We start from the raw sequence: 15050 nt of genomic DNA on the forward strand, positions 1-15050 counted from the left end.
TCATGAACAGAAGGCCGTTACTAAGCTTCACGGTTTGCTGGGTGGCGGGAAGTGCCCTAGGTTGTTTGTTCTCTGGCCGCAGTCTGCTAATCTGTCTCGCAGGGCTGCTGTTACTGCCTGTAATCTGGGCGGTGAGCGGCGGGATACGCTGGAGGACGGCTACGGTATTGGTGACAGCGCTGATCGTGGCAGCCCTATACTGGGAGCACAGCGAGGTACGCAATGTGAGTCTGCTGCCTGAGGTGTTGGGGCAACCGGTAAGCGAACTGAATGAAGCATATATAACAGCCGCAGGCGTTATCGCTTCTCCGGTGGAGCGGGACGGGGACCGGGTTGATTTTGTCGTGAAGCTGTCCAGTGTCAGACTACACCAGCAAGGGGAACAGTCTGCCGCAGCGGGAGCAGTGGGGAGTGATCCTGAAGGTGAACGTGTAACTGTACAGATCAAGCTTCAGGAGGAGAGTGAGATCGCTGAGGCTGCCTTGTGGCAGCGGGGAGACCGGGTGGTCATTGAGGGGGAATTGATACAGCCCCAGATAGCGCGCAACTTCGGCGGATTCGACTATCGTGCCTATCTGCTCACCCAAAAGATTCACTGGCTGCTCAAAGGAACGGGAACAGCCAGTGTAACGGTTAACCCCCAAGTCTCGTGGGAGCCGTCCACTATTCTCCGCTGGAATGATAAGGCAAGATCTGTGCTCGGTGCAGAAATGAGCCGCTTATTTCAGGAGCCTCATGCGGGTTATATGAAGGGTCTCGTCATCGGCATCCAAAAGGAGCTGGACCCGGAGACCTTCAGACAGTTCTCTCAGCTCGGGCTCACCCATATCCTAGCCATCTCGGGGATGCATGTGGCGGTGTACGTCGGAGTAATCCTGGTTCTTCTGCGCCGCTGCCGCTTAACCAGGGAAACCGCACTAACGGTGACCTTGCTGCTGGTGCCGGTCTATGTGCTGCTGTCCGGGGCCGGACCGTCTGTGATCCGCGCCGGGATCATGAGCATGATTGCCCTGCTGGCGGCAAGGCTGGGCCTGCTCAAGGATGGACTGAACATTCTGGCTGCATCCGCTCTGATGATGCTGGTCTGGAATCCTTATCTGCTTCTCAGTGTCAGCTTTCAGCTGTCTTTTTTGGTGACGGCAGGACTTATGGTGTATACACCGCTCGCTGCGCCGCTGTTCAGGCGATTACCGGGCTGGCTGGGCAGCAGTCTCTCTGTAACGATTATTGCTCAACTGGTCTCGTTTCCGCTGACGATTTATTATTTCAACCAATTCTCATTGTTGTCCGTTGCTGCTAATCTGCTGCTGGTTCCCTTCATCACCTTCCTGGTGCTGCCCTTAGGAACACTGGCGTTGCTCCTCGGAAGGGTCTGGAATGCAGCATCACTACTGACGGCGCAGCTTGCAGAGTTCCTGAATAATATTACATTCGCAGCAGTAGAGTGGGTGAACGGATTCACCGCCGGGGTGCTGATCTGGGCTTCGCCTTCCTTCCTGTGGATCTGCCTCTATTACGGTCTGTTATATGGTTTGTTACACGCGTTGAAACGGAGGACTGAGGCCATGCTTGTTCCCCAGTTCATGGATGATGAGACCCGTCCGCTGGCAGAGCTGGAGAGGCCGGAACCGCCGGGTAACCATATCAACACCACCAACCAGCCAGATTTTCCATCCACTGCGAACAGCAGAAGAGCGACGCTGGCCTTTCAAGCCTATCCGCCGACTGGAGCTACGCGCTGGAGTAATTCCGCAGCCATACTGTGTGCCGTAGGCCTGACCATTCTGCTCTATAAGGGCTATAAAGCTGAGGCTATACGCGACGGCTTCGGTTCCATCAGTTACCTGGACATAGGCCAGGGGGACAGCAGCCTGATTACCACGCCGGGCGGAGCCCATATCCTGGTGGACGGCGGCGGGACCGTGAGCTTCGGCAACCGGGAGGAATGGCGCATCCGCCGCAGCCCGTTCGAGGTCGGGGCGAAGACGCTGCTACCGCTCCTGAAGCAGCGGGGCATCCACCGGTTGGATGCGGTTATCTTGACGCATGGCGATCAGGACCATGCCGGAGGGCTCCAGGCGGTGCTAGAAGGGATGCCGGTATCAGCGCTACTGTTCAACGGAACATTGGCCGACACGCAGCCGTACACTAAGCTGATGACGACTGCGCTGGACGCGGGTGTCCGGCTGTATCCGGTGCAGCAGGGCATGTCGCTGGAACCGGACGATGCCACGCGGCTGAATTTCCTTTGGCCGGAGCCGCGAGCGGATGGACAGACCCTGCCGGAGGAAGTGGAGGACCAGAACCACGAATCGGTGGTGTTCCGGCTGGAGATGAACGGCCGGAGCTTTCTTTTCACAGGAGATATGGATCAGGCTGCAGAGGAGGCCATCCTACATTCCGCAAGTCAATCCGGGATTAAGCAAGGCAGACCCATCGATGCCCTCAAGGTCGCCCACCACGGCAGCAAAACCGCCACCAGCGCAGACTGGCTGGCCTTCTGGAACCCCGGGGCCGCTGTTATCTCAGCCGGTGTGAATAACCTGTACGGGCATCCGAATGGCAGTGTGCTGGAACGGCTGGCTGACGCAAATACTGAGATCTACCGGACCGATCAGCAGGGGGAGATTCAGCTTAGAGTGGGCAAGGAGGGCATCTCCCTACGCCACAAGCTCACCCCCATTCCCGTCCCGCACTAAGACTCTGTATCTGTAATCGTATATAATACAATCATATGAAAGGGGTTGATCTTATCCTTATTGTTCTGGCAGGACTCCTGCTGCTGCTGCTGATTGCCCAGACTATGTACCTGCTGAACTACCGGAGACAGGTCGGTCAGATCAGCAGCCAGCTGTCTTTTATTATGGAGCATGAGTCCCGTAAGCTGGTAGCGACCCAGTTGAAGCCAAGGGAGATCGGCAGGCTGGTGCGGGAGTGCAATAACCTGTTAAGCCGCCAGCAAGCGATGGGAGAACAGTTCAGCCGCAAGAATCAGGAGATGAATCTGGCGGTTACCAGTCTGTCGCATGATATCCGCACGCCGCTCACTTCACTGGATGGTTACCTTCAGCTGGCGCTGCGGACAGAGGTGGAGCAGGAAAAGGGGCGGTACGTAGCGCTTGCCCAGTCGAGAATACAGCAGATTATTAAGCTGGTAGAGGAGCTGTTCCTCTATACCAAACTGCAGAATCCCGAATATGAATTGGAGCCGCAAGCGGTTGATGTGGTGGAGGTGCTGAAGCGGAACCTGTTCACGTTCATTGATGATTTTACCCGGTCCGGGAATGAGCCCGAGCTTCGGCTGCCGGAGCGTTCTCCCCGGGTGATGGGGGATATCCATGCGCTGGAACGAATCTTTACCAATATCATCGGCAACTATTTCATCCACGGCGAAGGCCCGTTGACGGTAGAGGTTGAAGACAGGCAGGAGATGCTGTGTATACGCTTCACCAATCGGCTTAAGCCAGGCAGCAGTGTGGATACGGAGAAGATCTTTACCCGCTTTTACAGAGAAGATCCCTCGCGTACCCGCCATTCCTCGGGGCTTGGACTCTCGATTGTGAAGGCGCTGATGGAGAAAATGAACGGGCATGCAGAGGCCGGGTGTACAGCGGATACCTTCAGTATATTAATCGGATTCTCAAAAAGGGGGAAAGAGCATAGCCATGAGTACCCATCTCAAGGATAACGGGCACCGCAAAAGAATTCTCATCGTTGAGGATGACGAGCATATTAACGCAATTCTGCATGACGGGCTTACCGCCGCAGGCTTTCAGTGTACCCGGGCCTATTCAGGCAGTGAAGGGATGCTGAATCTGGCAGAGCAGGAGTACCACCTCATTGTCTTAGACCTGATGCTGCCCGGATTGTCCGGCGAAGGGTTCATGCACCGTTTGCGTGAGGAGTTGAAGTCCCGGATTCCGGTAATTGTCCTCTCGGCAAAGGATCAGTTGGATCATAAGCTGGATCTGTTCACGCTGGGCGCTGACGATTATGTGACCAAGCCCTTTGAGCTGGAGGAGCTGATTGCCCGCATCCATGTCCATATCCAGCGGACGGCTGCCGGTGAGCCGGTGAAGGAGTTCAGGCATAAAAATCTGGCGCTGGACTGCACGGCCTACAGTGTCAGGATTCATGGAACTGAGCTTTCACTGACCCGCCAGGAATTCAGAATTGTCGAGTTGCTGGTCAAGAATCCTACCCGCGTGTTCACGAAGCAGGATCTCTATGAGTTGGCCTGGGAGGAGATCTATCTGGGCGAAGACAAGACGATAACGGTACATGTCAGCAATATCCGCAATAAAATCAAAGCGCACGACAGCGAAGCCTATATCGATACGGTCTGGGGCATCGGCTTCCGGCTGAGTCCATGATGAACTTTGAACTTTCTTAACCTTTTGTTGGCGAACTATTAGTCTTCATCCTGTTAACTTAGGGTAAGGAGGTGGCAGACATGACAGATTGCATCATTGAACTATGCGGACTGACCAAGATGTACCGATCGAAAGCGGCAGTACGGAATGCCAATCTCAAAATCTACAGAGGAGAGATTGTCGGCATCATCGGTAAGAACGGGGCGGGCAAATCGACCCTGCTCAAAATGATCAGCGGACACGTGTATCCAACCTCGGGAGAGCTGCATTTTTTCAACCGTGCGGCGGCGGGAGACCAGTCTTTTTTCGAGCGGATGGGGGTACTGATTGAGCAGCCCGGGTTATATCCGAACATCTCGGCCTATGAGAACCTGAAGCTGCTCGCCATCGCATATGGTCTAAGTGACAGGGTTACCACGATAGAGAAATTGCTGAGGCTCGTAGGACTGGACCCTAAGAATACCGCCAAAGTCAAAAGCTATTCCATGGGCATGAAGCAGCGGCTGGGGATCGCGGTGGCCTTGCTTGGAAGTCCCGATGTGCTGATTCTGGATGAGCCGATTAACGGGCTTGATCCGCAGGGGATTGTAGAGATCAGGGAGCTCATCCTGGAGCTGAACGCAGCGGGTCTGACGATTCTGATCTCCAGCCACATTCTGGAGGAACTCTCCAAAATCGCCACCAAGTATGCCATTATCCATCAGGGGGAATTCGCCGAGGTCATCTCCAAGGAAGAATTACAGCAGCGTTGTGAGGAACGGATCGAGATTAGCGTGGAGGAAGCCCGGGAGGCTCTCCCGGTGCTGGAGCGCGAGCTGAAGATTACACAATATAAAGTGGTGGACAGCCGTACGATATATGTATACGACGAGCATATCCGCATCCGGCAGATCGTCCAGGAACTGGCGCAGCATGGGATAATGGTAGATTCCATCTCAAGACATAAGCAGAGCCTGGAGCAGTATTTCCTGGAACGCACGGAGAGTGCAGGTGAACGCCATGATTAACCTCTTGCGGATGGACCTGTACCGCTTCACACGGAACAAGATTATGTACTTGCTGCTGCTTTTGTTCTGTGCCTTTCAGATCTTCGGCATCTATATGATGAAGCAATACGCGCAGCCTGTGGAGGAAGGCGGTGTTCAGATCGGAAATTTAACGGAGATAGACTTCATCCAGTACACGATTTCACAGCCGCCTTCCTGGATGCTGATCTATATCGCCGTGTTCACGATCTATTTCTATATGAGCGAATGGAATTCCGGCTTCCACAAGAATTATATCTCTATGAGACAGGCAAGAATCCACTCCGTCTTCTCCAAAATGGCGATTCTCGCCCTATTCGTGGCCATGCTGTTCCTGACGCTGTTAATTGCGGATGGGATCGGGAGAAGGCTGCTCTTTGACCAGACAGATATGGGAGATCTGGGCATGCTCATTACCCTGCTGGCCAGCCAATTCCTGCTGCACTGGGCGTTCTCACTGCTTGTTCTCTGCATTGCTATGATGACTAAGAACCTGCTCATCAGCTTGAGCGCCGGCTTCGTTCTGGCTTTGAATGTGATCGGGCTGGTACTGGGGGCGCTGGAGAATCAGTTCACAGGCACTCATCTGACGCAATATCTGCTGATCAACACGCTCGTACGGGTCAAGGATCTAGGCAGCACGGCTGACCTGATTCATACATTCGGAGTAGCGGTTGCAGCGATTCTAATACTAAGCTATCTTGCTGTCCGCTACAAAATCAGGGAGGATCTGAACTAGCGTCATTTCGCGCCTGAGGGAATCAGATTCTTCTGCATTCCCCGGGCAGCTCCCCGCCCTGAATCCAGGCCTCGACCAGTTTATTGAACAGCTCCGGCTTCGCCAGAGAGAGGCCATGTCCCATCCGGGGAATCACCACGCCCATGCAGCGGGGATTCACAGCTACAAGGTCCCGGGCGGATTGCTTCATGACAGATTTCTCACGTTCACCTACAGTAACCAGTATCTTGCCTGTGGCCTCACTGAACCCGGCTGGAATGCGGAACGACATATTCTCTTCCAGCACCCGGATCAGCGTCTTCAGCCCCATCTGCCGGCTCTCATGAACATACCGTTCCAGGTACTCCTCGCCCAGATAGAGCGTCTTAGCCTGTAGCTTCGCGAACCATCTGTACTTAATCAGCGGAAAAGAGAGTCTGACCGCCGGCCCGATCAGCCTGCTGGCGGAGGGAATCGGCCGCACTAACGCGCTGTTGATGATGGCATAATCGATCAGCTCCGGTCTTATCCCCAGCATCTGAACCAATACCTGTGCGCCCAGCGAGAAGCCGGTGACAACGATCTTTCGTCCCTGAGCCCGCTCCTCAATGAGGAATAGAAGCTCCTCCGCACTGCTGCGGATCGTGAACGCCGTATCCTCCCGGCTGAACCCGTGCCCCGGCAGGTCCGGGACCAGACAATGATACCCGGCGAACGCCGCCACCTGCTTCTCCCACATCCACCCGCTCACCCCGCCGCCATGCAGGAAGACCATCAGACAAGCCCCATCCGGGTCTCCGTACTCCTGAATATGTATCGCCATCCCGTTACACCTCTTTCTTGTAAAATAGCCACTCCTACTCCTACTCCTACGTCCCAGTAACAATATGGTCTCATAAGTAGAACCGGCTTTGTCTTCCTTTTCGGGACGGTACCGTTTCAGTGAAAAGTGAAGCTTGGGTTTCGATGTTTACTCAGGATCTTTGCGGGGATCGGCAATGTATTCACAAAAAAGCCCCGGCAGCTTGTCCAAGCTGCCGGGTGCTCATTCTACATACCATCCAATAGATTGAACTTGTAATATACAAATTAAGGGATGAATGGCGGAAGGGAATTTTGGAACTGTAGGAGCGGTAGCGTCCGCCTTTGTATACGGATTTCTATCGCGAACAGCGGTTAAATCAAGGAAATCTGTATACAACAGCGGCCGGAAGTCCAAACATTCTCTGGAGTCATGACTATCCCAAGATAAAGATACTGCAAGTTCAATCTACCCACTCAAAAATTAAAATCCTCATCCCGCAAAGGCTCCACATTCATCGCCCGCACATACCCGTTCCCCTTCTTCGAAAAGAAGTCATGCTGCTTCGTGTGGGTGCTGATTCCGTTCTGGACGATCGGGTTAATCTCTTCCTCATCGAACAGCGGATCATGGCCGAGGTTCATCATCGCCTTATTGGCATTGTAGCGCAGGAAGGTCTTCACTTCCTCTACCAGACCGATCGGCGCGTAGATCTGCTCGGTGTACTGTTCTTCGTTCGCATGGAGCAGACGCAGCAGGCCGACTAGGGTCTCGTAGACATCGCTCTGGTCTTCTTCGGACAGCTCCTCAAAAATCTCCTGGGCCAGCACGCCGACATAGACGCCGTGGATGCTCTCATCGCGCAGGATCAGGTCGATGATCTCGCCGCTGCAGGTCATTTTGCCCTGACCGGCCAGATAGAGCGGGTAGAAGAAGCCGCTGTAGAACAGGTAGCTCTCCAGCAGGACCGAGGCGGACATCGCCAGATAGAGGTCTTTCTTCGTCTCAATCTTTTGATAATACTCCGAGATCGTCTCCGCCTTGAACTGCAGGAACGTATTGTCCTCCACCCAGCGGAAAATCCCGTCAATCTGTTCAGTCGAAGCCAGTGTGGTGAAAATGCTGCTGTACGACTTCGCATGAATCTGCTCCATCATGCCCATGAAGCCAAGGACCGCCTTGCGCTGCAAGCCGTCCACATGCTCCATAATCTGCGGCATCCCCACGCCGCCCTGAATCGTATCGAGCAGGGTCAGTCCGCCCAGCACCTTCATATAAGAGTCCTTCTCGATCTCGCTTAGCGTGAGCCAGGACATTTTGTCATCGGATAGTGGTATTTCATCATCGGTCCAGAACTGCATAATATTCTGATTCCAGAACATCAGCGAGAAATCGTCGTCGGGACGGTTCCAGTTCACGGCTTGGATTGCGCTCATAATCGTATCTTCTCCCTTTCTGTACCTGTGCTCCTCTTAGATGGAGCAGGCCAGGCATTCCTCGACAGACAATTTGTTGGTCCGGGTGTAGTACAGGGATTTCAGCCCTTTGTGCGCCGCATACAGGTAAGAACGGGCCAGCTCACGGGTTGTGACATCACTGTTCACATGCAGGACTGTTGAAATACCCTGGTCGATATGAGGCTGAATCTCCGCAATCAGATCAATCACCTTGAACTGGTCCATCTGGTAGGCGGATTTATAATAGAACACATTGTCCGGACGCAGGTAAGGCATCGGATAGTAGGTGGTCGAGTTGGCATACGTGCGGGTCTCGATCTGCTCTACAATCGGCATGACGCTGGAGGTCGCATTCTGGATGTACGAGATGCTTGCGGTCGGCGCAATCGCCAGACGGTAGGCATGGTACAGGCCGTGCTTCATCACCTTGTCACGCAGCTCTTTCCAATCCTCTGTAGTAGGAATGTAGATCCCCTCGAACAGCTCCTGCGCTTTTGCCGTAACCGGACGGTAGTCTGTAGTTATATAACGGTCGAAATACACGCCGCTGGCGTAGTCGGACTGCTCGAAGCCATAGAAGGTCTCACCTGTCTCGGCGGCAATCTCCATGCTTTTCTCAATCGAATGATAGTTCATGGTCATGAAGAAGGTGCGTGCGAAATCACGGGCCTGCTCACTCTCATAAGCCACCTTGTTCTTGGCAAAATACCCGTGCAGGTTCATTACGCCCAGGCCCACGGAGTGCATTTCTTTGTTCGCCTTAGCCACGCCTGGAGCGTTGGAGACAGTTGTCATATCGCTGACAGCCGTCAGTGCCAGCATGCCCTCATGTACGGATTCACGAATCTTGCCGTGCTCCATCACGTTCACAATGTTGAGGGAAGCCAGGTTGCAGCTGATATCGCGGCGGATCTCGTCCTGCTGACCGTAGTCGTTAATCTCTGAAGTCTCCTGCAATTGGAAAATCTCGGTGCACAGGTTGGACATCTTGATCTGGCCCACATTACGCAGGGCATGGGCGTTATTGGCATTACTCTTGTTCATAATATACGGATAGCCCGATTCAAGCTGGATCATGGCGATCTTGGTCAGCATGTCGCGTGCACTCATGGCGATTCTTTTCTTCACGCGCGGATCGGCAAGCAGGGTATCATACATTACGTCCAGATCCATGTCATCCAGATGCGTACCGTACGCCTGGTAGACCGTGTAAGGAGCGAACACATGCAGCGGCTGATTATCCTGTGCGAGCTTGTAGAAGCGGTTAGGCACGATCAGGCCGATAGACAACGTCTTCAGGCGTGTCCGTTCGTCGGCGTTAATCTTCTTGCTGTCCAGGAACTCCAGTACATCCCAGCCAAAAATATTATAATAAGCCGCACCCGAACCCTTACGCTGGCCCATCTGGTCCGCATAGGAGAAGCCGTCTTCCATGAGCTTCAGGACAGGCATGATGCCTTTGGCCGCATCCTCGACACCTTTAATCGTCTCGCCGCGCGAACGCAGCTTGGACAGATTGACCGCAACGCCGCCCCCGATTTTCGACAGCTGCATGCAGGTGTTCAGCACATAGTTGATCGAATTGAGCGAGTCGTCCATTTCCAGCAGGAAGCAGGAGACCATCTCGCCGCGGCGGCTTTTACCGGCATTGAGGAAGGTTGGTGTCGCCGGCTGCAGGCGCTGTTCCATCATCGAGCGGGCCAGTGTACGGGCAGTCTCTACGTTACCCCGTCCCAGATGCAGAGCCACTACCGCTACGCGGTCCGGATAATGCTCCAGGTACTGCTTACGGTCATTGCTTTTGACGGCATAGTCGGTATAGAACTTGGAAGCCGCCATATAGGAAGGGAAGCGGAAATTATATTCATGGGCGATCCGGTAGACATCCTCCATCTCAGCAGCGGAGTAGCGGTCGTACAGGTCCTCGTAGTAGTCATTGGCAATCATATAATCAATCTTGGCTTTCGTATCCGTGAAGGTCAGGCTACGCCGCTCCACATCCTGCATGAACTCGGCTACTGCTTCCTGGTCCTTATCCAATTGGAAAAAGCCGCTTTCGTCTCTCTTCATCAACATGTTGTTCAATTCAATATGCCGCAACCCGGTCCACCTCCTGTTTTATGCGCTGTACATCCCCGAAGGTTCCCGACAATTCAAACTTGCCGACCACCGGTACGTTGTAACGCTGTGCAATTAAGTCTGCGCTGTGCGCGTATAGCTCACCCCAGTTTTTGTTGCCGCTCGCGGCGATGCCTTTGAGCCTGGAATGGTTTCGTTCAAGGAATGTTGACACCTTCGCTGGAATCTGTCCAAATCCGGTGGTGTATGTAACAAGCACGTAAGGCTCGTCGATCGTCATATGCTCTTCGATTTGAACCGCCGGAAGCTTCAGTTTATTAATGAATCTTCTGACGTTGCCGGTCTTGGAATCGTAAGCAATCAACATGGCTCCTAACCTCCTATAACATGTTGCCCATTCTACAGCTCTTTCTACTTGACAAATGAACTTGGGCGAAATCACTAGATTTATGGGCTTTGCTCTTATATACACTATATTTAGTAATGCTTAATCATTTTATATACCATATATTGAAAAGTCAAGAGACAGACAGACCTCTGCGGCCCCTCAAAACAGAGCTTAAAACCGCCAATCCCACGCCCCGCCTGCATTCTATTCTCTTATAATTAATTAGTATTTTTTTTAAGCAATTTGCGGGGCTGTGGAATGGTGCAGACAGGGCTCCCGGGAAGGGGAAACGGCTGTGATTTTTGAAAGCGTTTAGCCTTCGGGGGATCTGGATTTCATTGCACTTCGTACATTAGATGCTCCTTAAATTCGGGAAGAGTTGAGATCTGTTGTATTTTGGAGACAATTTCATAATTCAAAACCCTTGCTATACCTGGTTTTTTTGAGCATAGAAAAAGGAGTACCTCCCCAAATTCTCGAAGTTATAGGCGACGAAACCAACACCCGAGAAGAAAAGAGGTAATCCCCATCTATTCTATTCGACAAGAAGAACTGTTTTCCTTCGAGGAATTGCTCCAAATGAGTCCAGAAGATAAATACAGCCAAATCTTTGAACACTTACATTTAGCTCCAGTTCTGTTCGCACTAGGGAAAAAGAACCATCGCGGACGGCCTGAAAAATTAAATGTACCTGCCATGATCTACTCGCTGCTGATTGCAAAAATGGAGAACATCGAGTTTGTCTCTGCCCTGGTCCGGCGACTGAATCATAGCAACGAATTTCGAGTCCAGTGCCGGTTCACCGGCTCGGATAACATTCCAAGTCAGGCCTCCTATTCCCGTTTGATTCATGCGCTGGAGCAAACGGGAATGCTGGAACAACTTCAGGATCGCCTAGTCACGTCTGCCCTAGAAGAAGGCTTTGTGAGCGGAACCCATCTGGCTGTGGATTCATCCATGGTCGAGGCTTGGGATTGCCAATTTAGCGAATCGGCCTCCAAGCGTCGTGCGGCTCGCCGGGGGCAAAAGAAAGGCGAAGCTTCGGTGGCCGAGCAAATTCAGCTCGAACATCCCGAGCCTGAGCCTAAGGTGGCGAACGAGCCGCTGAAGAAACCCAGATATAGCAAGCCCGGCCGTCCATCCCAGGCGGAAAAGGAACGTCGGCGCGAGGAAATGGAAGCCTATGAACAAAGTCTCGGACCGTTCCAGAAAACCATTGAAGCGATGTTGCCGTACCCGTACGATGAACTACTGACCGCGTTGCCCCGGCATGCTGCGCGTTGTGACAAGAAAAATACGAAGGGCCGAATGACCAGCTATTACGGGTTCAAGGCGAATCTGCTGGTCGACACGGACAGCCAGTATATCCTCAGCGGCCTCTTTAGTTCGGCCAATCCGAATGACCAGCGTATGGCGGTCGTCCTTCTCAAAGGCCTGCTCCTGAAGTTTCCGATGCTAAAGGTCAAGCATATCTTGGGCGACAAGGGGTACGATTGCGCGGCGATCTACCAGTTGATTCATTCGCTCGGCGCCTATCCTGCGATTTCCCTGATTCACCACAAAGACCCGCCTGCGGGAATGAATCTCGATTACACGCCGGTGTGCGCTCAAGGGCATGCGTACCGTTACGACAGTTTTGATGCCAAATATGAGACCCTGAAGTACACCCGGCCTAGTGAATGCAAAGGCTGTGCGCTTTCCGGTACCGAATGCCAAAAAGTGTTTAAAATTCGAATCCAAACGGATTTGCGTTTACACACCTATCCCGCCAGAGGGAGCGAAAGTTTTACAACACTGTACAAGAAGCGTACGGCCGTGGAGCGTGTGTTTGCCTATCTCAAAGAGTATTTCGGGATGAAGCGCACACGCCACCGCGGTGTCCGGGCAAGTGTCGATTTCCAGCTCAGTACGCTCGCGTACAATTTGAGTAAGTTTGCGTTAGACAAATTGAACCAGCAGTTGAGGAATTCCCAGCAAATCGCCTGATTTTTTAAAAATGTGACCTTAGATTTTGGCCTAATCTTGCTATTTAACAAATTGAATTATGAAATTGACTCTTTTGTACACCTGATTTCAGCTAACAGCGGCTAATTGAGCAGATTCTTCAAATTCTAATGCAGAAAATACAATAGAATGGAGATTAACGGCAAATATCGGCAATTCTATTGCAGAAAGTGCAATCCGCATATTCAGTTTTACAATAACAGGGAACCATATCCGCCGGCAGGAGTCTTATTAGGTGAGAGGGGAGAGAACATGCAGAGTAAAGAACTAACGTATAGCATGACCTGTGCCTCATCGGTATCGCTTCGCGAGATGATGGAGACCTACGGCCAGGACGTATGGAATTATGCTTTTGTCTTAACCCGCAGCCGGGAGCAGGCCAGCGACATCAGCCAGGAGGTATTCCTGAAGGCCTACAAGAGCATCGGCAAGTACCGGGGACAGGCCACCCTGAAAACCTGGCTGCTGACCATCACGCGCAACACCGCGTTCAGCTTACGGCGCAACAGCTTCTGGCGGAGGTTCACTCCGCTGGGCAGCTATCAGGATCATGGAGGCACCCTGTCCGCAGAACAAGAGGCCATCGGCAATCAATACGCCAACCGGATCTGGGAGATTATTATGGCCCTGCCGGACAAGTACAGAGAGGTGCTGGTGCTGGATATCCAGCAGGATCTTCCGGTTGCTGAGATGTCCGCGCTGCTCGGGATCGCGCAGGGGACGGTCAAATCCAGGCTCGGACGGGCCAGAGAGAAAGTGAGAACGGCGATAAAGGAGGAAGACCTGTGAAGACGAGACAAGAGAAGGAGCAAGTGAAGGTGATGAGCGGGGAGAAGGACTGGTACAGGCAAGCCGGGCGGAGCCCGCTTGCAGAGCCAGGATTCACACCACAGCTCATGGCGCGGATTGAAGAGGCTGCGGCAGAAGGATCACCGGGCATAATCGGACTACGCCGCCGCTTCAGCCGTATGGCCGCCTTCGGCGGACTGGCAGCCGTCCTGCTGCTCGTCACGCTGATCTGGCCGTTTGGCCCAGGGTCCGGCCTCGATCCGGCAGGGAGGCTGGCAGCGGTCTTTAAGCCTGGCTCGGGAGCGGCTGTGGTGATGCCGTCGGCGTCTCCTTCGGCGTCTCCGCAAGGCCTGGGTCTATACATGATCTCGGCAGAGTTTGAACTAGGCGGGCTTAAGTATTATATGCCCCTTCCGCTAGACCGTAATAAGAGTGCTGCAATGGCTGTTGAGACTTCCGCCGGTATCGTCTGGTCGCCTCCGCCGCCAATGGTTGACTATCTCAAGTCTAAATACACACACAATACAGAGCCATATACTCTTTATTTGACTCCTAAAGGGCATGCAGAGCTATCTGCGGATTCAGCACAGCGGTTGTATGTATTTCCTTTGTATGCAGGAGGTGCACAGTCCTATTTGTCGCTGGGAAGTTTATTCGGAGCGGGAGATTATCTTTTGTTTTCCAGCAGCAGCTATAAAATTGGAGAGAATCAGAAAAGGTCAGGGGCCAAGCTGTATGTGATGGATGTCAGACAGGCAGGAGAGGGTAAGATTCCTGTTCCCCGAGAATTACTAACCTTAGATGAATCGTATAAAGTCTATAAGTCTTTTATGGCCCTTAATTCCGAAAAGGCAGAGCTGCTGGTTGTTTATTACACGGAAGATGGAAGGGGCGGTTATACACAGCATAATAAGCTGTATGATATTGCAACAGGCAATGCACAGGTACTTTCGGGTGAGATCACCACAGAAAATGTAGAAGTAGTCTCCAAAATCCATTATGGAGAGCTTACTGTTGATTCTAAAGATCCTGCAACCATAGTCCACTACGAAGTTAATGGAGAGCAACGGAGTACAGAGGTTGATATGAAGTCGGGCGATCAATGGTTCAATGACTGGTGGTATGAGGAATACGGTGAAAAGATTGATGCCTCTACAGTAGAAAATTGAGTAGCTTAGAGTACAGGAGGAGGATGAGTGCTGGAATAGTTTGCTAATCATGATATGTTCCATTCGGTCGATGGAGGAATTCCTGTGAAGGCAGGGGTTCCTCCAACTGGGCTGTTATCTATGTCACTTGCGGACTGTGAAGCTTTTATTTTCTCGATTTGATACATTTGACCACGTTTACGGACTGCAAGGCCCTTATTGTAGTATGAATGCGTTTTAATCGGGTGAGTAACAGTGAATAAGAGC

12 protein-coding genes are annotated in these 15050 nt (G+C 52.6%); 8 read left to right on the plus strand and 4 right to left on the minus strand.

Features of this window, described 5'->3' with window-relative positions; all coding sequences use genetic code 11:
* The first annotated feature begins 2 nt into the window (after positions 1-2).
* The 5 genes from MKY96_RS04215 (at position 3) to MKY96_RS04235 (ending at position 6137) form a co-directional block, all read left to right on the plus strand.
* A complete protein-coding gene (locus MKY96_RS04215) occupies positions 3-2699 on the plus strand; it encodes a ComEC/Rec2 family competence protein (RefSeq protein WP_340938803.1) in 2697 nt (898 codons plus the stop codon).
* 35 nt (positions 2700-2734) lie between these two features.
* A complete protein-coding gene (locus tag MKY96_RS04220; protein ID WP_340938805.1) occupies positions 2735-3688 on the plus strand; it encodes a sensor histidine kinase in 954 nt (317 codons plus the stop codon).
* Positions 3666-4373 carry a response regulator transcription factor gene (locus tag MKY96_RS04225; protein WP_340938807.1) on the plus strand — a complete coding sequence of 236 codons (708 nt, stop codon included), beginning with the start codon at positions 3666-3668 and terminating at the stop codon, positions 4371-4373. Before MKY96_RS04220 ends, MKY96_RS04225 begins: the two co-directional genes overlap by 23 nt.
* 80 nt (positions 4374-4453) lie before the next feature.
* Positions 4454-5380, plus strand: coding sequence for an ABC transporter ATP-binding protein (locus MKY96_RS04230; protein WP_340938808.1), 927 nt, complete (start codon positions 4454-4456; stop codon positions 5378-5380).
* Positions 5373-6137, plus strand: a complete 765-nt coding sequence (locus MKY96_RS04235) for an ABC transporter permease (protein ID WP_340938809.1) — start codon at positions 5373-5375, stop codon at positions 6135-6137. Before MKY96_RS04230 ends, MKY96_RS04235 begins: the two co-directional genes overlap by 8 nt.
* A 22-nt stretch (positions 6138-6159) precedes the next feature.
* On the opposite strand, the gene MKY96_RS04240 is transcribed toward MKY96_RS04235, so the two are convergent.
* From MKY96_RS04240 to nrdI, 4 genes are all read right to left on the minus strand, one after another.
* A complete protein-coding gene (locus MKY96_RS04240; RefSeq protein WP_340938811.1) occupies positions 6160-6939 on the minus strand; it encodes an alpha/beta fold hydrolase in 780 nt (259 codons plus the stop codon).
* A 455-nt stretch (positions 6940-7394) separates the two neighbouring features.
* Entirely contained in the window at positions 7395-8354 is a 960-nt protein-coding gene (nrdF, locus tag MKY96_RS04245; RefSeq protein ID WP_340938813.1) for a class 1b ribonucleoside-diphosphate reductase subunit beta, read from the minus strand.
* Positions 8355-8390: 36 nt separating this feature from the next.
* Positions 8391-10475: a class 1b ribonucleoside-diphosphate reductase subunit alpha gene (gene nrdE, locus MKY96_RS04250; RefSeq protein WP_340938814.1), complete on the minus strand. Its 2085-nt coding sequence runs from the start codon at positions 10473-10475 to the stop codon at positions 8391-8393.
* A complete protein-coding gene (gene nrdI, locus MKY96_RS04255) occupies positions 10462-10821 on the minus strand; it encodes a class Ib ribonucleoside-diphosphate reductase assembly flavoprotein NrdI (protein ID WP_076082075.1) in 360 nt (119 codons plus the stop codon). The genes nrdE and nrdI overlap by 14 nt, the downstream gene beginning before the upstream one ends.
* A gap of 600 nt (positions 10822-11421) precedes the next feature.
* Here nrdI and MKY96_RS04260 point away from each other — a divergent pair.
* From MKY96_RS04260 to MKY96_RS04270, 3 genes are all read left to right on the plus strand, one after another.
* Complete coding sequence (locus MKY96_RS04260) at positions 11422-12828, plus strand: transposase (protein ID WP_340938816.1); 1407 nt, start codon at positions 11422-11424, stop codon at positions 12826-12828.
* A gap of 270 nt (positions 12829-13098) precedes the next feature.
* Positions 13099-13635, plus strand: a complete 537-nt coding sequence (locus tag MKY96_RS04265) for an RNA polymerase sigma factor (RefSeq protein WP_340938817.1) — start codon at positions 13099-13101, stop codon at positions 13633-13635.
* Positions 13632-14804, plus strand: a complete 1173-nt coding sequence (locus MKY96_RS04270) for a hypothetical protein (protein WP_340938819.1) — start codon at positions 13632-13634, stop codon at positions 14802-14804. The genes MKY96_RS04265 and MKY96_RS04270 overlap by 4 nt, the downstream gene beginning before the upstream one ends.
* Positions 14805-15050: the final 246 nt, after the last annotated feature.

It is taken from the genome of Paenibacillus sp. FSL R7-0302, from assembly GCF_038006885.1.
In the GTDB taxonomy this organism is placed as follows: domain Bacteria; phylum Bacillota; class Bacilli; order Paenibacillales; family Paenibacillaceae; genus Paenibacillus_AQ.

Bases quoted from the DNA above. Each gene is read 5' to 3' on its own strand.
- MKY96_RS04215 (WP_340938803.1), top strand. From the start codon at position 3: ATGAACAGAAGGCCGTTACTAAGCTTCACGGTTTGCTGGGTGGCGGGA.
- MKY96_RS04220 (WP_340938805.1), top strand. From the start codon at position 2,735: ATGAAAGGGGTTGATCTTATCCTTATTGTTCTGGCAGGACTCCTGCTG.
- MKY96_RS04225 (WP_340938807.1), top strand. From the start codon at position 3,666: ATGAGTACCCATCTCAAGGATAACGGGCACCGCAAAAGAATTCTCATC.
- MKY96_RS04230 (WP_340938808.1), top strand. From the start codon at position 4,454: ATGACAGATTGCATCATTGAACTATGCGGACTGACCAAGATGTACCGA.
- MKY96_RS04235 (WP_340938809.1), top strand. From the start codon at position 5,373: ATGATTAACCTCTTGCGGATGGACCTGTACCGCTTCACACGGAACAAG.
- MKY96_RS04240 (WP_340938811.1), bottom strand. From the start codon at position 6,939: ATGGCGATACATATTCAGGAGTACGGAGACCCGGATGGGGCTTGTCTG.
- nrdF (WP_340938813.1), bottom strand. From the start codon at position 8,354: ATGAGCGCAATCCAAGCCGTGAACTGGAACCGTCCCGACGACGATTTC.
- nrdI (WP_076082075.1), bottom strand. From the start codon at position 10,821: ATGTTGATTGCTTACGATTCCAAGACCGGCAACGTCAGAAGATTCATT.
- MKY96_RS04260 (WP_340938816.1), top strand. From the start codon at position 11,422: ATGAGTCCAGAAGATAAATACAGCCAAATCTTTGAACACTTACATTTA.
- MKY96_RS04265 (WP_340938817.1), top strand. From the start codon at position 13,099: ATGCAGAGTAAAGAACTAACGTATAGCATGACCTGTGCCTCATCGGTA.